Source organism: Caulobacter sp. GW821-FHT12F03, from assembly GCF_058806855.1.
Map to the genome: position 1 here is coordinate 292123 of NZ_JBXAQC010000002.1, position 20905 is coordinate 313027.

Below are 20905 nucleotides of genomic sequence, written 5' to 3' on the forward strand. Positions count from 1 at the left end.
TTCGACCCCCCGCCGGGCGTCTGGATACAGCCAATGTCACGCGCCTCCCCTCGCCACGGGAAATCCCGTCACGCCGCCCCGTCCGGTCCCTCGCAGCGCCAGCTGCGCGCCGGCGAACTGGTCCGCCACGCCCTGGTGGACATCCTGCGCGAGGAGCACCTCGCCGACCCGGCCCTCGCCGAGGTGTCGGTGACGGTCTCCGAAGTGCGCATGAGCAGCGACCTCAAGCACGCCATCTGTTTCGTCGAGCCGCTCGGCGCCGGCGTCACGGGCGCCGAGACCCAGTCGGTGGTCAAGGCGCTCAACAGCGCCAGCAAGCTGCTGCGCGGCCGCCTCGGCCGGCACATCGACATGAAGTTCACGCCGGACCTGAAGTTCTTCCACGACGACAGCTTCGCCCACGCGGCCCGCATCGACCGCCTGTTCGACAACCCGCTGGTCCAGAAGGACCTGCACCCCGACGACGCGCCGGCCGCCGCGGCCGACGACGACGGGGAGGCCTGATGGCCCGCCGCAAGAAGGGCGAGGCCGTCTCCGGCTGGGTCTGCCTCGACAAGCCCTACGACTTCGGCTCGACCCAGGCCGTCGGCAAGGTCCGCTGGCTGTACAACGCCCAGAAGGCCGGCCACGCGGGCACGCTGGACCCGCTGGCGACCGGCGTGCTGCCGATCGCGCTGGGCGAGGCGACCAAGACGGTCCCGTTCATGATGGACGCCGACAAGGCCTACCGGTTCACCATCGAGTGGGGCCGCTCGACCACGACCCTCGACCGCGAGGGCGCCACCACCGCGGAATCCGGCGTGCGCCCGACCCGCGAGCAGGTCGAGGCCGCCCTGCCGGCCTTCCTCGGCGAGATCCAGCAGGTCCCGCCCAACTACTCGGCGGTCAAGGTCGACGGCGAGCGCGCCTATGACCTGGCCCGCGCCGGCGAGGACTTCGAGCTCAAGGCCCGCACGGTGGTCATCCATTCGGCCCGCGTCAGCGCGGTTCCCGACGCCGACCACATCGAGCTGGAGATCGAATGCGGCAAGGGGACCTACGTCCGCTCGATCGTCCGTGACCTGGCCGATGCCCTCGGCGCCTGCGCCCATGTCAGCCAGCTGCGCCGGACCCGCGTCGGACCGTTCGGCGAGGATCGTGCGATAACACTGGAAAATCTGGAAAAATTGAGCCATAAGGCCGCGCTTCCGGAGGTATTGCTCCCGGTCGAGACCGCGCTGGACGACATCCCGGCGCTGGCCGTGACCGCGGAGGACGCCTTCCGGCTGGCGCAGGGAAGACCCATCGTTCTCGTTCCCCGACAGGTCGAAACGCTCAAGGCCCGCCTCACAGGCGGCTCGCGGCTCGTTTCAGCCATGGAGGGAGACAGGCTGGTGGCCCTCGCCGAGATGCGTGCGGGAAGGCTCAATCCCGTCCGGGTCTTTATTCAAGCCTGAGCGGAGACTTGACCGATGTCGATTACGCTGGAGCGCAAAGCCGCGCTTATCAATGAACATGGCCGCACCGCCGGTGACACCGGCAGCGCTGAAGTCCAGGTCGCGATCCTTTCGGAACGCATCGCCAACCTGACCGAGCACTTCAAGACCCACAAGAAGGACAACCACAGCCGTCGTGGCCTGCTGAAGCTGGTTTCCCAGCGTCGCGGTCTCCTCGACCACCTGAAGTCGTCCGACGAAGCTCGCTACGCCGCGATCATCGAAAAGCTGGGCCTGCGCCGCTAGGCCCCCTGTTCCGCTCATCCCCGCGCAAGCGGGGACCCAGGCTTTTTTCGGAAGGCCTGGGGCGAGGGGAAGAAGACCGAATGCACCCCGGTCCCCGCCTTCGCGGGGATGCGTGGTGGAAAGACCCGAACCTCTCCGTTCCTTCAGGCTCTGGAACGCGGAGGTGGAGACCCCAGGGTCTCGGATATCCGTACGTCGAGGGTTCAATCGAAATCCTCACCGGGCCTGACATCTGGAGAGGATTTCGGAAACGACGCCTGTCCGCCCCCGTGAGGAATACGCCCGCGGGATTCAGAGAAAGACACACCCTCAAATGTTCGACATCAAACGCAAGACCATCGAATGGGGCGGCCGCGCGCTGACCATCGAAACCGGCCGCATGGCCCGTCAGGCTGACGGCGCGGTTCTGGTCACCTACGGCGACACCACGGTTCTGGCCGCGGTCACCTTCGCCAAGAGCCCCAAGCCCGGCCAGGACTTCTTCCCCCTGACCGTCAACTACCAGGAAAAGTTCTACGCCGCCGGCAAGATCCCCGGCAGCTTCCCGCGCCGCGAAACCGCGCCGTCGCAGAAGGAAACCCTGACCAGCCGCCTGATCGACCGTCCGATCCGCCCGCTGTTCGTCAAGGGCTTCAAGAATGAAGTGCTGGTCGTCTGCACCGTGCTCAGCCACGACCTCGAGAACGATCCCGACGTCGTCGCCATGATCGGCGCCTCGGCCGCCCTCGTCATTTCCGGCGCTCCGTTCATGGGCCCGATCGCGGCCGCCCGCGTCGGCTACATCAACGGCGAGTACGTCCTGAACCCGACGCTCGACGAGATGAAGGAAACCAAAATGGACCTCGTCGTGGCCGGCACCGCCGACGCCGTGATGATGGTCGAATCGGAAATCCAGGAGCTCTCGGAAGAGGTCGTCCTGGGCGGCGTCTCCTTCGCGCACAAGGGCATGCAGCCGGTGATCGACGCGATCATCGAACTGGCCGAACACGCCGCCAAGGAGCCCTTCGAGTTCGAAGCCGAGGACACCGACGCGCTGAAGGCCAAGATGAAGGATCTGGTCGGCGCCGACATCGCCGCCGGCTACAAGATCATCAAGAAGGGCGACCGCCAGAACGCCATCGGCGCCGCCAAGGCCAAGGTCACGGCCGCGCTCGGCAAGTCCGACGCCAACCCGGACGGCTATGACAGCAACAAGCTGGGCGCGGTGTTCAAGGAGCTGGAAGGCGACGTCGTGCGTCGCGGCATCCTCGACACCGGCATCCGCATCGACGGCCGCACGGTCGACAAGGTCCGCCAGATCGTCAGCGAAGTGGGCGTCCTGCCCCGCGCCCACGGGTCGGCCCTGTTCACCCGCGGCGAAACCCAGGCCCTGGTCGTGGCCACCCTGGGCACCGGCGACGACGAGCAGATGATCGACGCGCTGGAAGGCAAGTACTACGAGAAGTTCATGCTGCACTACAACTTCCCCCCCTTCTCGGTCGGGGAAACGGGCCGCATGGGCGCGCCCAGCCGTCGTGACGTCGGTCACGGCAAGCTGGCCTGGCGCGCGATCCGTCCGATGCTGCCGGACGCGGTCGACTTCCCCTACACGATCCGCCTGGTGTCGGAGATCCTCGAGTCCAACGGCTCGTCCTCCATGGCCACCGTCTGCGGCGCCTCGCTGGCGCTGATGGACGCGGGCGTGCCCCTGAAGAAGCCGGTCTCCGGCATCGCCATGGGCCTGATCCTCGAGAAGGACGGCTTCGCGGTCCTGTCGGACATCCTGGGTGACGAAGACCACTTGGGCGACATGGACTTCAAGGTCGCCGGCACCGAGGACGGCATCACCAGCCTCCAGATGGACATCAAGATCGCCGGCATCACCGAAGCGATCATGAAGCAGGCCCTGGCCCAGGCGAAGGCCGGCCGCGACCACATCCTGGGCGAAATGTCCAAGGCCATGGAAGCGCCGCGCGCGGAGCTGGGCGAGTTCGCCCCGAAGATCGAGACGATCAAGATCCCGGTCGACAAGATCCGTGAAGTGATCGGCACGGGCGGCAAGGTGATCCGCGAGATCACCGCCGAAACCGGCGCCAAGATCGACATCGGCGAAGACGGCACGATCAAGATCGCCGCCTCCGACCAGGCCAAGATCGACGCCGCCAAGGAGTGGATCAAGTCGATCGCCAGCGAGCCCGAGCTCGGCGCGATCTACAACGGCAAGGTCGTCAAGGTCGTCGACTTCGGCGCCTTCGTGAACTTCTTCGGCGCCAAGGACGGCCTCGTCCACGTCAGCCAGATCAGCAACGAGCGGGTCTCCAAGCCCAGCGACGTGCTGACCGAAGGCCAGATGGTCAAGGTCAAGCTCCTCGGCTTCGACGATCGCGGCAAGACCAAGCTGTCGATGAAGGTCGTCGACCAGGTGACCGGCGAAGACCTCTCCAAGAAGGAAGAGGCCTCCGCCGAGGCGTAAGCCTTCGAGCGGTTATCGCTGAAAGATCAGGGGCGGCTTCGGAAACGGAGCCGCCCTTTTTCTTTGGAATTCAGGTCAGCACGGTCGCGAGTTCGGGTGGCGACGCCAGAGCGGCCTTTAGGGCCGCCAAAGCCGGCACGCTGGCCTGCATGGGCTTAGGGGCCTTCCTCTCCCGCGAGGGAGAGGGGGACCAGCCGGAGGCTGGTGGAGAGGGAAGCGCCGCTGGTGGCCGGAATGTCCGGGTCAGCCCCCCATCGCATCGCCGGACTGAAGATTCACGGGACGTATCCTCTGAAGACAAAGCGGGACACGGACGAGACATCCGCCCCTCTCATGCGGCCCGGTCCCAACAATCGACACATCCCCTCGCTGGGCGGGCGTAAAATGGGTCTGTGACAGGTCAGTCCACCCCAGGAATAGCCCCTCCCGGCAAGGGTTTCGCGAGCCTTCCCTCTGGGTTCGGCAGGGGTAATGCCGGCTGCCCGGTCCGTCACGCCGCCAGCTGTCTTCGGACGTGCCCTGACCGTCGAACGCCAACCCCGGTCCAATACGTGTCGCCGTCGACACACGAGACACGTCCAGCCTCTGCACCACCCCTCCACCATGCTCCGCATGGTCCCCCTCCCCGCGATGCGGGGAGGAAAGGTCGTGGCCAAAGTAAACGCCCCTTAACCCTCTCCGCGCGACAACGGGCGGTCACGGGATCGGGGATTTTGGATGGCGCGGGCGATGCGGCGATCGGGGCTGGAGATGGCGGTGGAACTCCTCGCCTGGGCCTGGGCGCGTCCGCTGACGACGCGGCTGCGCGGGGGCGTCGTCGCGGCGTTCGGCGCGGCGCTGATCGCAGCCTTCGCCAGCTGGAATTCGGCCGACCCCAGCCTCAACGCGGCCTCGGCCGTTCCGGCGACCAACCTGCTCGGCGGGGCCGGCGCGCTGATCGCCGACGTCTGCCTGCAGTCGCTCGGCCTGGCGGCCTGGGGCCTGGCCCTGTTGATGATCGTGTTCGGCCTGACCCGGGTCATGGAGCCCGAGCCCGGCGCCGGCCGCGGCCCGATGCGGGTCCGCGCGGCGATCGGCGTGGCGGCGGTGTTCGCCCTCGCCGGCGCCCTGTCGGGACCGACGCCGCCGAAGAGCTGGGCGCTGGCCGGAGGCCTCGGCGGCTTCTGGGGCGATACCCTGCTCGGCGGCCTGTCCGGCCTGCTGGCCTTCGCCCATATCCCGGCCGCCGGCTGGTTCGCCGGCCTGATCCTGCTGGCGCTCGGCGCCACGGGCCTGGCGCTCGCCCTGGGCGCCAGCCGCGAGAGCATGGCCGACGCCGCCGGCGGGGCCCTGGAACGTCTCGTGGACCACGCCCGACGCGCCCCCGCCCCGGCCCCGATGCCCGCGCCGGCCAAGGCGCCCGCCGTGCGCCGCCGCGCCGAACGGGCGGCCAGGCCCCTGACCTTCGCCGAGGACGCCGGGCCGGCCGTCGAGGCTCCCACGCCGATCCAGGCCCCCGCGCCCCGGTCGGCCGACGGCGAGCCGGCGATCAAGCCGCCCAAGGCCGTGCCCCGGAGCAGCGGCCGCGAGGTGCGCGAGCAGCAGAAGACCTTCGACTTCGTCCAGCCCGGCGGCTTCATGCTTCCGGAACTGGCCATCCTCGCCAAGCCCAAGCCGCGCGCCGGCAACTTCGACGAGGAGGGCCTGCGCCAGAACGCCCGCCTGCTGGAGAGCGTGCTGGCCGAGTTCGGCGTGCGCGGCAATATCGACCAGATCCGCCCCGGCCCGGTGGTGACGCTGTACGAGCTGGTGCCCGCGCCCGGCGTGAAGCATGCCCGCGTCGTGGCCCTGGCCGACGACATCTCCCGCTCGATGGGCGTGGCCGCCTGCCGCGTCTCGGTGGTCCAGGGCCGCAACGCCATCGCGCTGGAGCTGCCCAACACCAAGCGCGAGACGGTCTATCTGCGCGACCTGCTGGCCAGCGCCGACTACGAGAAGCAGTCCCAGACCCTGCCCATGGCGCTGGGCGAGACGATCGGCGGCGAGCCCTACATCGCCGACCTGGCCAAGATGCCCCACCTGCTGATCGCCGGGACCACCGGCTCGGGCAAGTCGGTCGGGGTCAACGCCATGATCCTGTCGATCCTCTACCGGCTCTCGCCCGACCAGTGCCGGTTCATCATGATCGACCCGAAGATGCTCGAGCTCAGCGTCTACGACGGCATCCCGCACCTGCTGGCGCCGGTGGTGACCGACTCCAAGAAGGCCATCGTCGCCCTGAAGTGGACGGTGCGCGAGATGGAGGACCGTTATCGCCGCATGGCCAAGATCGGCGTCCGCGGCATCGCGGCCTACAACGAGCGGGCCAAGGAGGCGATCGACAAGGGCGAACACTTCGAGCGCACGGTCCAGACCGGGTTCGACGACGCCGGCCGGCCGATCTTCGAGAGCGAGAAGATCCGCCCCGAGCACATGCCCTACCTGGTGGTGGTCATCGACGAGGTCGCCGATCTGATGATGGTCGCCGGCAAGGACATCGAGGGCGCGGTGCAGCGGCTGGCCCAGATGGCCCGCGCCGCCGGCATCCACCTGATCATGGCCACCCAGCGCCCGTCGGTCGACGTCATCACCGGCACGATCAAGGCCAACTTCCCGACCCGCATCAGCTTCCAGGTCACCTCGCGCATCGACAGCCGCACGATCCTCGGTGAACAGGGCGCCGAGCAGCTGCTGGGCCAGGGCGACATGCTCTACATGGCCGGCGGCTCCGGCGGCCGGCTGACGCGCCTGCACGGTCCGTTCGTGGCCGACGAGGAGGTCGCCGCGGTGGCCAAGTTCCTGCGCGAGCAGGGCAGCCCGCAGTACCTCGACGAAGTCACCGCCGGCGCCGACGACGAGGCGGACGAGGGCCAGGGCGGCCTCGCCTTCGGCGACGAGAACGGCGCCGGCGACGGCGGCCTCTACGACAAGGCCGTGGCCGTGGTCACCCGCGACGGCAAGGCCTCGACCAGCTACATCCAGCGCCGGCTGCAGATCGGCTACAACCGCGCCGCCTCGCTGATGGAACGGATGGAGCAGGAGGGGGTTGTTGGTCCCGCCAACCACGCCGGCAAGCGCGAAATCCTCGTCGGGCCCCCACCCTAGGCCGGGCGCCCTAGATTCGCCGCCGGGAGCTGTTAGACGAGTTTCATGGACACCACCCGCCGCGCCCTGCTGTTCGCCGCCCCCGCCCTGATGCTGGCGGGCCCGGCCCTCGCCCTGCCCGCCGCCGACCAGGCGCTGGTCGACAAGGCCGTGGCCTACCTGCAGGGCATGCCGACGGCCCGCGGCCGCTTCGTGCAGACCGATCCGCGCGGCTCGGTCAGCCAGGGCCTGCTCTACATGCAGCGTCCCGGCCGCGCCCGCTTCGAATATGACGCGCCGTCCAGCCTGCTGGTGGTCTCGGACGGCAAGGTCGTCTCCGTGGCCGACAAGCGGCTGAAGACGGTCAACCGTTACTTCCTCAGCCAGACGCCGCTGAAGCTGTTTCTCGCCGACGAGATCCGCCTGGATCGCGGCGTGACGGTCACCCGCGTGACCCGGCTGGCCAACGGCTTCGAGCTGACGGCCCAGGACCGGGTCGGCAAGACCCGCGGACAGATCGTCCTGACCTTCGGCGACAGCCCCATGCAGCTCCTCGGCTGGAAGATCACCGACGCCCGCAACGCCGAGACCCAGGTGCGCCTGACCAGCCTCGTGCGCGCCGGCGATCTCGACCCGGCCCTGTTCCGCGCACCGTTCCCGGCGCCCCCGTCACGCCGGACGTGATTGTGACACATTCGCAACATGCAACCTGTGTTGCGAATCACGGTTGACGTTTCTGGGTTCACGTTGCGATAATGCCACTCATGGATTGCGCGTCCGACCTCGCGCACCCCTGAGATACCGTGCCGGAACCTATCCCCTCCCGGTCGCGGCATGAGAGACAACTTTTTACGCCCGGACGCCTCACCCGCGTCCGGGCGTTTTCTTTTGGCCGAAACGGCTTATCTGGGACCGATGCGCCTGCGTCTCGCCACCTGGAATATCAACTCGGTCCGCCCCCGCGGCGACCTCATCGGCCGGATGGTCGACGAGATCGCCCCGGATGTCCTGTGCCTGCAGGAGATCAAGTGCCAGACGCACGAGTTTCCCACGGCCATGTTCGAGGCGCTCGGCTTCAGCCACTTCCGCATCGCCGGCCAGAAGGGCTGGCACGGGGTGGCCATCGCCTCGCGCCTGCCGATCGAGGACGCCCCGCGGCTGGACGTCTGCCGCGAGGGCCACGCCCGCTGTGTCGGGGCGACGGTGGCCGGCGTCGAGATCCACAACTTCTACATCCCGGCCGGCGGCGACACGCCCGACCGGGCCCTGAACCCGAAGTTCGACCACAAGCTCGACTTCTACGGCAAGCTGACCGCCGAGCTGGCGAAGCGTGATCCGAAGGCGCCGCTGGTGGTCACCGGCGACCTCAACGTGGCCCCCGGCGAGTTCGACGTCTGGAACCACCGCTACATGTCCAAGATCGTCAGCCACACGCCGGTGGAGGTGGAGGCCTTCCGGGCGCTGGAAGCGTCGCTGGGCTTCACCAACCTGGTGCGCGAGGCGACGCCCGAGCCGGAGAAACTGGCCAGCTGGTGGAGCTATCGCGCGGCCGACTTCCGCCAGTCCAACCGCGGCCTGCTGCTGGACCACATCCTGGTCACGCCGGGCCTGCGCGAGTCCGCCTTCGCCACCGGCCGGGTCCAGGCCCGCATCCACGCCGACGTGCGCGGCTGGGACAAGCCCAGCGACCACGCCCCGGTCACGGCCGACTTCAAGATCTGATCAGCAGGCGATGGCCTGGACGTATCCGGCGGCGGCATAGGTCAGGATCGGCCGGTCGCGCGTCATGATGCGAAATCCCCGAGCCCGGGCGGTGGCGACGATGATCCGGTCAGCGGGGTCGCGGATCTGGGCGCCGGGCAGCGTCGAGGAGCCGATCAGGGTCGCCGCGTCCATCACAGCCAGCTGAACACCCGCGTCCAGAAGGGCGTCCCACCACAACAGGGTGTCCATCGACAGGGACAGGCGCCGCCGCGCCGTCAGCTGGCCCAGCTCCCAGGCGCTGGCCGGGCTGACGAAGATGCCGTCACAGCCTTCCAGGGCCTCCAGCGCCCCGTCCGCCAGCGGACTGCCGTTGGCAAGCCAGAGGGCCGCGCAGGTGTCGAGCAGAATGGCGGTCACTGGATTTCCGCGTCCCAGACTTCGCCGGTCGGCTCGGTGAGGTCGACGCCGTACGGGATCCGGACCGTTCCCCCCAGCCTCGCCTGAAGCCGTGCGATCAGGCCCGCCTGCGGGCCCGTGGCGGATTGGGCCGGCGCCGGGGCGGGCGGGACCGCAGCCTCATCTCGGCGAAACGTAAGGGTCTCGCCGGCCATGTCGACCTGAAAGGCGCGAAACCCGGCGGCGCGCCAGGTCCGTGTGATGACGCTGTTGTCGGGATTGTTGCTCCACCAGGCCCGGTGCCGCCGCGCCGCCGGCGGGAGGGGAGCATCGATCAGGGCTTCGATCTGGCGGAAGGTCATCGGCGCTTCCGCCTCTGTCGACCGCGCCAGGTAGGTCCCGAGGGGATCATACTTGCCCATACAGTCGCCGCCCGCCCGCCGATGAGAGCAGTTACTATAGTACCTATAATTGGGAACAGGTAGTAACTATCGGCCAGTCAAGGCTGCAGCCTGTAGCCCCCGGCCTCGGTCAGCAGCAGACGGGCGTTGGCGGGGTCGGGCTCGATCTTCTGCCGCAGCCGGTAGACGTGGGTTTCCAGCGTGTGGGTGGTGACGCCGGCGTTGTAGCCCCAAACCTCGGTCAGCAGCTCCTCGCGCGACACCGCCTTGGACCCCGAGCGGTAGAGGTACTTGAGGATGTTGGTCTCTTTCTCGGTCAGCCGGACCTTCTTGCCCTTGTCGTCGACCAGCAGCTTGGACGCCGGGCGGAATTCGTAGGGACCGATGCGGAACACCGCGTCCTCGGACGCCTCGTGGCTGCGCAGCTGGCTGCGGATGTGGGCCAGCAGCACCCCGAAGCGGAAGGGCTTGGTCAGATAGCCGTTGGCCCCGGAATCGAGCCCCAGGATGGTGTCGGCGTCGCTGGCGGCGGCCGTCAGCATGATGATCGGGCTGGTCACCCCGCCCTTGCGCATCAGCCGGCAGGCCTCGCGGCCGTCCATGTCGGGCAGGTCCACGTCGAGCAGGATCAGGTCGGGCCGGGCCTCCTTCCCGAGGCGCGCGCCCTCGCCGGCCGTCTCGGCCTGGACCACGGCGAATTCCTCGTGGAGCTGCAGCTGTTCGGCCAACGCGCCGCGCAGGTCGGCGTCATCATCGACGATCAGGAGAGTCTTGCGTTGCACCATGAGGAGACCATGCACCGGTTTGGCCCCTGAGGCCAACCGCCGTAGGGCATTTCAAGCCACAGATAGGGAGTCCGGGTCGCTCGCGCGACCCTCAGCGGGGCGTTCTGCCGCCAAACAGCGCCGATCCCACGCGCACACTGGTCGCGCCCCGTTCTACAGCGGTCTCGTAGTCGGCGCTCATGCCCATGGACAGCCGGGACAGGCCGTTGCGCGCGGCGATGGCGGCCAGCTGGTCGAACCAGGGCGCCGGAGGCTCGCCGTCGGGCGGAATGCACATCAGCCCCTCGATCGTCAGGCCGAGTTCGCGGCACAGGGCGATGAAGGCGTCGGCCTCGCCCGGCGCGACGCCGGCCTTCTGCGGCTCCTCGCCGATATTGACCTGGACATAGAGCCGGGGCGCCCGCCCGACGCGCACGATCTCGGCCGCCACGGCCCGGGCCAGCCTGTCCCGGTCGATCGTCTCGATGACGTCGAACAGGGCCACGGCCTCGCGCACCTTGTTGGTCTGCAACGGTCCGATCAGGCGCAGCTCGACGCCGGCGCGGCGGCCGGCCCAGCGTTCCCGGGCCTCCTGGACGCGGTTTTCGCCGAACACACGTTGTCCGGTCGCCAGCATGGCGTCGATCCGCTCATCGGGCTGTTGCTTGGAGACCGCGACCAGAGTCACATCGGCCGGATCGCGGCCCGCCTCCCGGGCCGCGGCGGCGATGCGATCCAGCACCGACAGGCGGGCGGCGGCGATATCCGATGACAGCGGCAAACGACGATCTCCGGACGCTGATGGACGTCGCCGCGTCCTTACGACCCCGCTTCGCCGGCGAAAAGCCCCTGCCCCGGCTGCTGTTCGTCACCGATCCGGCGCGGACGCCAGATCCGGCCGCCGTCATCGCTCGTCTCCCGGCGGGCTGTGGCGTGATCTACCGGGCCTTCGGGAGCCCGGATGCGCAGCCCATGGCGCGTCTGTTGCGGCGCCTGACGGCCGATCGCGGCCTGCTGCTGCTCGTCGGCGCCGACGAGGCCCTGGCCCTGTCCTGCGACGCGGACGGCCTGCACCTGCCCGAGCGGTTGATCGACGCCGCGCCGGGACCCAGGATGCGCCATCCGGGCTGGATCGTGAGTGCGGCGGCCCACAGCCTCGAGGCCGCACGGCGCGCCGCGGCGGCCGGATGCCACGCCGCGCTGGTCTCGGCCGTGTTTCCCAGCTCCAGCCCCACGGCGGGGCCCGCGCTGGGCGTGGAGGCCTTCCTGGCGCTGATCGAGGCCGCGCCGTTGCCGGTCTACGCCCTGGGCGGCGTCAACGCGGTCACGGCGCACGGGCTGTCAGGCTCGGGCGCGCAGGGTCTGGCGATGGTGGAAGGTCTTGTGGAGGCCGTCAGAACTTGAAGGCGGTCTCGAGGCGCACGCGCGGCGCCTCTTCATTGTCGCCCGGCTTGCGCACGGGCGCCAGTTGGGGTCCCACGCCGACGGCGCCGCCGACCCGCAGTTGCGGCGTCACGCGGAAGAAGGCGCCGGCCTCGACATCGCGCGCCTGGGCGTCGACGCCGGAGCGCGGGTTGATGTCGAGCATCAGGCCCCAGCGGCCCTTCTTGGCGTCCCACACGAGCGTGCGGCGAGCGCTCTGGGACGCGAACTGGTCCCTCGGATTGAAATCGCCGCGAACGACAAAGGCGTCGGCCGCGCTGGGCGCCCGCGGCTTGACCGGAGCGCTCTGCGCGAGCGCCATCGTCGCCGACCCCGTGAGGGCCAGCGCCGCGACCGCTGCGATGCTCCAGATCTTCGCCATTCCGCCTTCCGGCTCCCCCAGCCGTCCGTCCAAACCATTCTTCGACATTGAAGATGGGAGGACCTTGACCGCGATTAAAGGCCCTCGGGCGGCAGGGTCAACGATCGTCGGACGAGTCCGGGACGGACTCCGGCGATTCCCGCCTCGCCTGTGGCGCGAGAGACACGCGATTCCTGTTTGGCGGCGGCGAGGCCATGTTGTAGACGCACTTGATGGGCACGGGGTGAACGCCGGTACGCTTTCACAAGGAAAGCGACGGACGGAACGAGTGGAGCGAGAGAATATGGCGTTTGCGCGCAGGTCGTGGATGCGGGTCGCCTCTGTCGGAGTGCTGGCTCTGGGTCTCGTGGGCGTCAGCGCCTGTGGCTCGACGGGCGGCGCCCGCACCTTCCAGACGCAGGAAGAAGGCGGCCAAGGCTTCCATCTCCCGGGTCTCGGCCGGCCGGCCCCCCGGGGCGACGCCGGGCAGGCGCAACTGGGCGTGAACGGCTACCTGTGGCGCGCCACGCTGGACACGCTGTCCTTCATGCCGCTGGCCTCGGCCGACCCTTACGGCGGCGTGGTCATCACCGACTGGTACGTGAATCCGGAAAAGCCCGACGAACGCTTCAAGGCGACCGTCTACATTCTCGACACGCGACTTCGGGCCGACGGCCTGAACGTCACCGTCTTCAAGCAGGTCAGTGACGGCGCCGGCGGCTGGACCGACGCGCCGACCGCGGCCCAGACCGAGACGGACATCGAGAACGCCATCCTGACCCGGGCGCGCCAGCTGCATCTGGCCAACGTCTCCCGCTGAATTCCGGACAGCAATCACTCCGCCGCATGGCCCGTTACAATCCGAAGGACATAGAGCCCAAGTGGCGCGCCGCCTGGGCGAACGCGGACGTTTTCCGGACGGAGAACGACGACCCGCGCCCCAAGTATTATGTGCTGGAGATGTTCCCCTACCCGTCGGGGCGCGTCCACATGGGCCATGTGCGCAACTACGCCATGGGCGACGTCGTGGCGCGCTATCGCCGGGCCCGGGGTCATGCGGTGCTGCACCCGATGGGCTGGGACGCCTTCGGCATGCCGGCGGAGAACGCCGCCATGGAGCGCGGCGTCCACCCCAAGGGCTGGACCTACGACAACATCGCGGCGATGCGGGAGCAACTCAAGGCGCTCGGCCTGTCGATCGACTGGAGCCGCGAATTCGCCACCTGTGACCCGGAATACTACGGCCAGCAGCAGGCCTGGTTCCTGAAGCTGCTCGAGCGCGGCCTGGTCTATCGCAAGGAAGCGACGGTCAACTGGGACCCGGTCGACATGACCGTGCTGGCCAACGAACAGGTCATCGACGGCCGCGGCTGGCGCTCCGGCGCGGTGGTCGAGAAGAAGAAGCTGACCCAGTGGTTCCTGCGGATCACCGACTACGCCGATGACCTGATCGAGGGCCTGGCGACACTGGACCGCTGGCCGGACAAGGTCCGGACCATGCAGGAAAACTGGATCGGTCGCTCGACCGGTCTGCGCTTCTCGTTCGACTTCGCCGGCGCCGCGCCGGCCGGTTTTGAAAACGGCCTGGAAGTCTACACCACCCGCCCCGACACCCTGTTCGGAGCGGCCTTTGTCGGCATCGCGCCGGACCATCCGCTGGCCGAGCAACTGGGCGCCGCCAGTCCCGAAATCGCCGCCTTCGTGGCCGAGTGCCGCCGGGGCGGGACGTCCGAAGCGGAGATCGAGGGCGCAGAGAAACTGGGCTACGACACCGGCCTGCGCGTCGCCCACCCGTTCGACGCGGGCAAAACCCTGCCGGTCTGGATCGCCAACTTCATCCTGATGGACTACGGCACGGGCGCCATCTTCGGCTGCCCCGCCCATGATCAGCGCGACCTCGATTTCGCGCGCAAGTACGCCCTGCCGGTGCTGCCGGTGGTGCTGCCGGCGGACGCTCACCCGGCGACCTTCATGATCGGCTCGGAGGCCTATACGGGCCCCGGCAAGATCTTCAATTCGGACTTCCTCGACGGGCTGGCGATCGAGCCGGCCAAGGCCGCGGCGGTCGCGAAGATCGAGGAGATGGGCAAGGGCAAGGGCGCGACGGTCTATCGCCTTCGCGACTGGGGCGTCTCGCGCCAGCGCTACTGGGGCTGTCCGATCCCGGTGATCCACTGCGCCAGGTGTGGCGTCGTGCCGACCCCGGCCGGCCAGCTGCCGGTGGTGCTGCCCGACGACGTCACCTTCGACCTGCCGGGCAACCCGCTGCTGCGGCACCCGACCTGGCGGTTCACAACCTGCCCGACCTGCGGCGGCGATGCCGAGCGCGAAACCGACACCCTGGACACCTTCGTGGACTCCAGCTGGTACTTCGCGCGCTTCGCCAACCCGACCTCCGCCGACCCGATCGACAAGGCCGCCGCCGACCGCTGGCTGCCTGTCGACCAGTACATCGGCGGCGTCGAGCATGCGGTGCTGCACCTGCTGTACGCCCGGTTCATCACCCGCGCCCTGAAGGACGAGGGCATGGTGTCGGTCGCCGAACCGTTCGCCGGCCTGTTCACCCAGGGCATGGTGACCCACGAAACCTACAAGACGGCCGCCGGCGACTGGGTCGAGCCGACGCAGATCACCTTCGAGACCGAGGGCAATACGCGCCGCGCGAAAGTCACCGCCACGGGCGAGCCGCTGGTCATCGGCGACATCGAGAAGATGTCGAAGTCGAAGAAGAACGTTGTCGCGCCCGAGGAGATCTTCGAGCAGTACGGCGTCGACGCCGCGCGCCTGTTCGTCATGTCCGACAGTCCGCCGGAGCGCGACGTGCAGTGGACCACGGGCGGCGTCGAGGGCGCCGGCCGCTTCGTGCAGCGCGTCTGGGCCGAGTTCGACAGCCAGGTCGAGGTGGTCCCGGCGCCGGAAGATCCCGTCCGCTCCGAGGAGCTGCGCCGGGCCACGCACAAGATCATCAAGGCGATCACGGAATCCGTCGAGCAGTTCAAGTTCAACAGCGGTATCGCCCGCCTGTATGAATTCCTGAACATTCTCAAGACCTTCTCCGCCGCCGACGGCAGTGTCGCCGCGGCCCGGGCCGAGGCCCTGTCGGTTCTGGCGCGGTTGATCTCGCCGTTCACGCCGCATCTGGCCGAGGAATGCTGGGCCCGGATGGGCGGCGAGGGCATGGTCGTCGACGCGTCCTGGCCGGACTTCGATCCGGCCATGGCCGCCGACGCCGAGCTGCTGCTGCCGGTCCAGGTCAACGGCAAGCGTCGCGGCGAAATCCGCGTCGCGCCGGACGCCACGGAGACCGAAGTCCGCGAGAAGGCTCTGGCGGACGAGGCCGTCTCGGTCCACCTTGCCGGTCTGACCTTGCGAAAGGTGATCGTCGTGCCGGGCCGTATCGTCAACATCGTGGTGGGCTAGTCCATGCAGGCCCGTTTCGTCGCCCTCGCCCTGCTGCTGATGACCCCGGCGCTCGCCGCCTGCGGGTTCACGCCCCTCTATGCCGCGCCGGGCGTCTCGTCCGGCCTGTCCGGCATCGAGAGCGTTGCGCCGGAGGGCCGCACCGGCTTTCTGCTGCGCCAGGCGCTCGACGACGCCCTGGCCCGCGACATCGCGACGCCGCCCGTCTACCGCCTGACCATCGACCTGAAGGAAACCCGCACCCCGCGCGGCCGCCGCGTCGACTCGACCGCCAGCCGCTACGAGCTGGTGCTGGTCGCCGAGTGGAAGCTGGTCAGCGTGGCCACTGGGGCGGTGGCGCTGGAAGGCGCGACCCAGACCGAGGCGACCTTCGACCGCGCCGACCAGCCCTATGCCGGCATCGTCGCCAACCAAGACGCCCAGAGCCGGGCGGCCTCGGAACTGGCGCGCAAGATCCAGCTGCAGCTGGCCAGCTGGATGGCCCGCGGCGGCGGAAAGTAGTCTCTCCGTGGCCATTCTGTCGAAACGGCCGGACGTCGAACGCTTTCTCAAGGCCCCTGACAAGGTTTTCCGCGCGGCCGTGATCTACGGCCGCGACCGGGGCGGCGTGCGCGAGCGGGCCGACCGTCTGGCCAAGGCCGTCACGGCCAATCCCGACGATCCGTTCGATGTCGCGGTCCTGACCGAGGACGAGGTCGGCGAGGGCCGGCTGGCGGACGAACTGAGCGCCATCTCGATGATGGGCGGCCGCCGGCTGGTGCGGGTGCGCTTTTCGACCGAGAAGATCGGTCCCGACCGGACCGTCGCCGAAGCCCTGGCCGCCCATGCCGAGGGCAGGTTCAATCCCGACGCCTTCTTCCTCATCGAGGCCGGAGCGATCGACCGGTCTTCGCCTCTGCGCAAGGCCGCCGAGAAGGCCGCGGCCTGCGCCACCATCCCCTGCTACGAGGACGAGCCCGGCGATGTGGCGCGGCTGGTGCGGGAATCGCTGGCGGCCGACAAGGTCGGGCTCGACGCCGGGGCGCTGGAGATCTTCGTCGCCCGCATGCCGCGCGAGCGCGGTGTTTCACGTCAGGAAATCGAACGCCTGGCCCTGTGGCTGGGCCCGGGCAGCGGTCGCATCGCCACAGCGGCCGACCTGGAGGCCTTCCTCGGGGTCGAGCCGGAAGCCTCGCTGGCCGACGCCGCCTCGGACGCCTTCGGCGGCAAGCTGGGCGCGGCCCAGGCCGGCCTGCGCCGCGCGGCGGCCGAGGGGGAGGGCGGTCCCGCCGCCGTCCGGGCGATGGGCATGCACCTGGCCAAGCTGCGCCGCGTGCTGACCCTCGCCCAGAACGGCGCCACGCTCGCCGAGGCGGCCAAGTCGTCGGGCGTGTTCTGGAAGAACGAGCGCGAGTTCCTGCGTCAGGCCCGCGCCTGGTCGCTCGAGCATCTGCTGTCGCTGCACCCCGAGGTGCTGGCCGCCGACCTGGCCTGCAAGACCGCGGGCTCGCCCGATCACCTGCTGGCGGAACGCCTCGCGCTGACCATCGCCGGCCGCGCCCGTCGGCTTGGGCTCTAGGGCTGCACCAGCCTGGACTTTACGCTATAGTCCAGTCATGGACTCCACCGACACCACCCGCCCCGGCGGCGGCCGGGCCGCACGCGCCCGGGCGGACGCCCAGCGATCCGAGGACGCCATTCTGGCGGCCGCCCGGATCCTGTTCCTCGGCGCCGGCTACGACGGCGTGAACCTCGACCAGGTCGCCGAGGCCGCTGGGGTATCGCGTCAGACTGTCTACAATCGCTTCGGCGGCAAGGAAGCGCTGTTCCGCGCCATGGTGCGGCGACACTGGGCCGGGGTCATGACCTGGTCCGACCAGGTCCGGGCGACCATCCGCGACGTGCGCTTTCCGGATCCCGCCGCCAAGCTGGTCGGCATTGCCCGCGCGTTCCTGCGATTCATCGATGACGCCGACCAGGTCGCCTTCACGCGTCTGGTCATCGTCGAATCCCGGACCCGGCCATGGATCGGGGAGGAGTTTCATCGCTTCGGTCAGGCCATGACACTTGAAACCCTGGCTGAAATCCTGGGCGCCATGCACCAGCAAGGGGTCCTGGACTGCCCCCGGCCCGACGTCGCGGCGCGGCAGTTTCTCGCCCTGATCAACGAGTTCAGTCTCTGGCCGCGGATCATGGCGGTCGGCGCGGCTCAGGCCGATGCGCCCGACGCCGACGCCATCGTCGCGGAAGCGGTGGCGACCTTCCTCTGTCGCTATGGCCGGCGTGGCCCTGGAACGGCTCACGCCGAGGGTGGTTGACGCGGGATATTGGATTAGACAGTATAGTCTAATCCGATATCGGAGTCCGCCATGCGCACTGCTCTTCTATCGCTCGCCCTGACCCTGGGTCTCGGCCTGACCAGCTGTTCCGCCGCCCCCCTGACGGCGCCGGTGGACGCGACCCTGACCGTTCCGGCGCAGCAACCGCCCGCCGGCATGCGCCTCTACGCGCTTCAGACGGGCCGGATGTATTCCCGCGCCGCCTTTGCCTTCAAGGGCGGGCGCCTCGGTGATCCGCGCGTGTTTTCCGCCGGCGGCATACTCGTCCAGCACCCGAAAGGAACCTTGCTGTTCGACGCGGGCTTCGGCCCGAGCGTCGCGGCTCACCGCATGACCTCGCCCTGGCTTCTGCGCGCGACGACGAAGTACGACCGCCAGACCTCGGTGGCCGATCAGCTGAGGGCCGGCGGCATCGCGCCGTCCAGCCTGACCGCGGTGGTCCTCACCCACACCCACTGGGACCATGTCAGCGGGCTGGAGACCCTGCCCGGAACGCCGGTCTGGGTTACGCGCGACGAACTGGCCTTTGTCCGGAGCGGCGACGCCTCGACCGCCCTGGCCCGGCAGCTGGGGACCGGGTCCTATGTCGCCTACGACTTCCCGGACGGCCCCTATCTCGGCTTCGCCCACAGCCGCGACGTGTTCGGCGACGGCAGCGTGGTGCTGGTCCCGGCGCCCGGCCACACGCCCGGCTCGATCGTCGCCTTTATCGCCACCCCGGACGGGAAGCATTATGCGCTGATCGGCGACACCGCCTGGCAGCGGGAAGGGGTCGACCTGCCCGCCGAGAAGCCATGGATCGTCCGACGGGTCGATGCCGACCGGGCCGCGACCCGGGCGATGCTGATTCGTCTGCACCAGATCAAGGCCGCCATGCCCGGACTGATCATCGTCCCGGCTCACGACAGCCGGGTGTGGGCGACGCTGCCCAAATTGCCAGCGGCGCCCGCGGGCGGTTGACCATCTGTCGACGTCGCGGCGGGCCATCCGGCGGCAGGCCGCAACACCCGCCGCAACGTCCGAACGGTGAAAAACGACGCGAAATTAATCCAATACTTTCAATGGGTTAAAATCGCGCCCCGGAAAATTGCCTCTGTGGCGAAATAAGCCGCTCGCGACGCACTCGGCTACGGCTCCGCGCGGCTCACGCGCCGCGCGTCAGCTTGCGGCAGAGGTCGTCGAGCTGCTCCAGCGTCGCATATCGGATGCGCAGTTCGCCGACGCCGCCGCGGTCGCGGATCTCGACGCCGAGCCCGAGTACTTCCGACAGGTCGCTCTCCAGGGCGAGGGTGTCATGGTCACGCGACAGCTTGCCGGCCGCGCCGGGCGAGGCGGACTTCTTCTCGGGCGCGCCACGCTTCACCAGCGCTTCGGTGTCGCGCACGTTCAGGCCGCGGGCGATGACCTCTTCGGCGAAGGCCAGCGGATTGAGCGAGCCGATCAGCGCCCGGGCATGACCGGCCGTCAGCTTGCCGTCGGCCAGCAGGCCCTGGACCTCGGCCGGCAGGGACAGCAGACGCAGCGCGTTGGCGACGTGCGGCCGGCTCTTGCCGACGACCTGGGCCACCTCTTCCTGGGTCCGGCCGAACCGGTCCATCAGAGCGCGGTAGCTGAGCGACTCCTCGATTGGCCCGAGGTCGGCGCGCTGGACGTTCTCGATGATGGCGATCTCGAGGACCTGCTGGTCGTCGAGGTCGCGGACCAGCGCCGGTATGGCCTTCAGTCCGGCCTGTTGCGAGGCGCGCCACCGCCGCTCGCCGGCGACCAGCTGGTATTCCCCGGGCAGGTTCGGCGCGGGTCGGACGAGCACGGGCTGCAGCACGCCCTTCTCGCGGATCGAGTCGGCCAGTTCCGCGATCTCGGCCTCGCCGAATCGGCGGCGCGGCTGGTCCGGATTGCGGTGGATCAGCTCGATCGGGATCTCGCGCGCGCCGGCGGCGGCCTCGGCGGCGGCGGGATTTTCCGCATCGGACTCGCCCAGCAGGGCGGACAGACCCCGACCCAGACCCCTGCGACCTTCGGCCATGGACACGTTCACTCCGTTACTCATGCGGCGGCCAGACGCCGCTGGCGTTCACGCCCGACAACCTCGCGGGCCAGTTTCAGATAGGCCTGCGAGCCGGCGCACTTGAGATCGTAGATCAGCACGGGCTTGCCGAACGACGGCGCCTCGGAGACCCTTACGTTGCGGGGGATGACCGTCTCGTAGACCTTGTCGCCGAAATGGGTGCGGACGTCGCGCGCGACCTGTTCCGACAGGCTGTTGCGCCGATCGTACATGGTCAGAACCACGCCCTGGATCTCCAGCGACGGGTTCAGGCTGCCGCGCACCAGGTCGACCGTGCGCATCAGCTGCGTCAGGCCTTCGAGGGCGAAGAACTCGCACTGCAGCGGCACGAAGACGGCGTCCGACGCGGTCATGGCGTTGACGGTCAGCAGGTTCAGCGACGGCGGGCAGTCGATCAGCACATAGCTGTAGGTTCCGGCGATGCGCAGCCGCTCCATGGCGTCACGCAGCCGGTACGACCGGCGCGGCATCTGGCCCAGTTCCAGTTCCACCCCGGAAAGATCGGCGTCCGAGGCGATCAGGTCGAGGCCGGGCAGGGCGGTCTGGATGGCCGCCTCGGTGATCGGGGTGTCGCCCATCATGACGTCATAGAGGGTCACGCGGCGCTGCTGGCGCGGCACGCCGAGGCCCGTCGAGGCGTTGCCCTGCGGATCGGCGTCGATCAGCAGCACCCGCTCGCCGACAGCCGCGAGGGCCGTGCCGAGGTTGATGGCCGTCGTGGTCTTGCCTACGCCGCCCTTCTGGTTGGCGATCGCCAGGACGCGCATGGGCTTCTT

21 protein-coding genes are annotated in these 20905 nt (G+C 69.1%); 14 read left to right on the forward strand and 7 right to left on the reverse strand.

What is annotated here, in order from left to right; all coding sequences use genetic code 11:
• Positions 1-33: 33 nt before the first annotated feature.
• The 7 genes from rbfA to AC1RN0_RS06905 all read left to right on the forward strand — a co-directional run bounded on the left by rbfA (position 34) and on the right by AC1RN0_RS06905 (position 8997).
• Positions 34-504, forward strand: coding sequence for a 30S ribosome-binding factor RbfA (gene rbfA, locus AC1RN0_RS06875; RefSeq protein ID WP_492786691.1), 471 nt, complete (start codon positions 34-36; stop codon positions 502-504).
• Positions 504-1436 (forward strand): tRNA pseudouridine(55) synthase TruB, encoded by a 933-nt coding sequence (gene truB / locus AC1RN0_RS06880; RefSeq protein WP_492786692.1) that lies wholly within the window; start codon positions 504-506, stop codon positions 1434-1436. The genes rbfA and truB overlap by 1 nt, the downstream gene beginning before the upstream one ends.
• Positions 1437-1451: 15 nt before the next feature.
• Complete coding sequence (gene rpsO, locus AC1RN0_RS06885; protein WP_492786693.1) at positions 1452-1721, forward strand: 30S ribosomal protein S15; 270 nt, start codon at positions 1452-1454, stop codon at positions 1719-1721.
• Between the two features lie 313 nt (positions 1722-2034).
• Positions 2035-4173 carry a polyribonucleotide nucleotidyltransferase gene (gene pnp, locus AC1RN0_RS06890; protein WP_492786694.1) on the forward strand — a complete coding sequence of 713 codons (2139 nt, stop codon included), beginning with the start codon at positions 2035-2037 and terminating at the stop codon, positions 4171-4173.
• A 717-nt stretch (positions 4174-4890) separates the two neighbouring features.
• Entirely contained in the window at positions 4891-7296 is a 2406-nt protein-coding gene (locus AC1RN0_RS06895; RefSeq protein ID WP_492786695.1) for an FtsK/SpoIIIE family DNA translocase, read from the forward strand.
• A 45-nt stretch (positions 7297-7341) separates the two neighbouring features.
• Positions 7342-7959: a LolA family protein gene (locus tag AC1RN0_RS06900; protein ID WP_492786696.1), complete on the forward strand. Its 618-nt coding sequence runs from the start codon at positions 7342-7344 to the stop codon at positions 7957-7959.
• A gap of 231 nt (positions 7960-8190) precedes the next feature.
• Positions 8191-8997: an exodeoxyribonuclease III gene (locus tag AC1RN0_RS06905; protein ID WP_492786697.1), complete on the forward strand. Its 807-nt coding sequence runs from the start codon at positions 8191-8193 to the stop codon at positions 8995-8997.
• On the opposite strand, the gene AC1RN0_RS06910 is transcribed toward AC1RN0_RS06905, so the two are convergent.
• The 4 genes from AC1RN0_RS06910 to AC1RN0_RS06925 form a co-directional block, all read right to left on the reverse strand.
• The gene (locus AC1RN0_RS06910) at positions 8998-9396 is read right to left on the reverse strand and encodes a type II toxin-antitoxin system VapC family toxin (RefSeq protein WP_492786698.1); all 399 of its coding nucleotides are present in this window, start codon (positions 9394-9396) and stop codon (positions 8998-9000) included.
• The gene (locus tag AC1RN0_RS06915; protein ID WP_492786699.1) at positions 9393-9797 is read right to left on the reverse strand and encodes a DUF7662 domain-containing protein; all 405 of its coding nucleotides are present in this window, start codon (positions 9795-9797) and stop codon (positions 9393-9395) included. The genes AC1RN0_RS06910 and AC1RN0_RS06915 overlap by 4 nt, the downstream gene beginning before the upstream one ends.
• 77 nt (positions 9798-9874) lie before the next feature.
• Complete coding sequence (locus AC1RN0_RS06920) at positions 9875-10561, reverse strand: response regulator transcription factor (RefSeq protein ID WP_492787000.1); 687 nt, start codon at positions 10559-10561, stop codon at positions 9875-9877.
• A gap of 91 nt (positions 10562-10652) precedes the next feature.
• A complete protein-coding gene (locus AC1RN0_RS06925) occupies positions 10653-11321 on the reverse strand; it encodes a YggS family pyridoxal phosphate-dependent enzyme (RefSeq protein ID WP_492786700.1) in 669 nt (222 codons plus the stop codon).
• Here AC1RN0_RS06925 and AC1RN0_RS06930 point away from each other — a divergent pair.
• A complete protein-coding gene (locus tag AC1RN0_RS06930; RefSeq protein WP_492786701.1) occupies positions 11309-11944 on the forward strand; it encodes a thiamine phosphate synthase in 636 nt (211 codons plus the stop codon). The two genes, AC1RN0_RS06925 and AC1RN0_RS06930, sit on opposite strands and share 13 nt — an antisense overlap.
• Here AC1RN0_RS06930 and AC1RN0_RS06935 read toward each other — a convergent pair.
• A complete protein-coding gene (locus AC1RN0_RS06935; protein WP_492786702.1) occupies positions 11934-12344 on the reverse strand; it encodes an NtrZ family periplasmic regulatory protein in 411 nt (136 codons plus the stop codon). The two genes, AC1RN0_RS06930 and AC1RN0_RS06935, sit on opposite strands and share 11 nt — an antisense overlap.
• Positions 12345-12627: 283 nt before the next feature.
• On the opposite strand from AC1RN0_RS06935, the gene AC1RN0_RS06940 reads away from it, so the two are divergent.
• Genes AC1RN0_RS06940 through AC1RN0_RS06965 form a run of 6 tightly spaced genes read left to right on the forward strand, consistent with a single transcriptional unit; the run spans position 12628 to position 19021 of the window.
• Positions 12628-13143 (forward strand): DUF3576 domain-containing protein, encoded by a 516-nt coding sequence (locus AC1RN0_RS06940; RefSeq protein WP_492786703.1) that lies wholly within the window; start codon positions 12628-12630, stop codon positions 13141-13143.
• A gap of 26 nt (positions 13144-13169) precedes the next feature.
• Complete coding sequence (leuS, locus tag AC1RN0_RS06945; RefSeq protein WP_492786704.1) at positions 13170-15743, forward strand: leucine--tRNA ligase; 2574 nt, start codon at positions 13170-13172, stop codon at positions 15741-15743.
• A 3-nt stretch (positions 15744-15746) separates the two neighbouring features.
• A complete protein-coding gene (gene lptE, locus AC1RN0_RS06950) occupies positions 15747-16244 on the forward strand; it encodes an LPS assembly lipoprotein LptE (protein ID WP_492786705.1) in 498 nt (165 codons plus the stop codon).
• A 7-nt stretch (positions 16245-16251) separates the two neighbouring features.
• Positions 16252-17301: a DNA polymerase III subunit delta gene (gene holA / locus AC1RN0_RS06955; RefSeq protein ID WP_492786706.1), complete on the forward strand. Its 1050-nt coding sequence runs from the start codon at positions 16252-16254 to the stop codon at positions 17299-17301.
• A 37-nt stretch (positions 17302-17338) separates the two neighbouring features.
• On the forward strand, positions 17339-18040 hold the full coding sequence (locus AC1RN0_RS06960; RefSeq protein WP_492786707.1) for a TetR/AcrR family transcriptional regulator: 702 nt from the start codon (positions 17339-17341) through the stop codon (positions 18038-18040).
• 51 nt (positions 18041-18091) lie between these two features.
• The gene (locus tag AC1RN0_RS06965) at positions 18092-19021 is read left to right on the forward strand and encodes an MBL fold metallo-hydrolase (RefSeq protein ID WP_492786708.1); all 930 of its coding nucleotides are present in this window, start codon (positions 18092-18094) and stop codon (positions 19019-19021) included.
• Between the two features lie 184 nt (positions 19022-19205).
• On the opposite strand, the gene AC1RN0_RS06970 is transcribed toward AC1RN0_RS06965, so the two are convergent.
• Complete coding sequence (locus AC1RN0_RS06970; RefSeq protein WP_492786709.1) at positions 19206-20087, reverse strand: ParB/RepB/Spo0J family partition protein; 882 nt, start codon at positions 20085-20087, stop codon at positions 19206-19208.
• Positions 20088-20107: 20 nt separating this feature from the next.
• Complete coding sequence (locus AC1RN0_RS06975; RefSeq protein ID WP_492787001.1) at positions 20108-20896, reverse strand: ParA family protein; 789 nt, start codon at positions 20894-20896, stop codon at positions 20108-20110.
• Positions 20897-20905 lie beyond the last annotated feature (9 nt).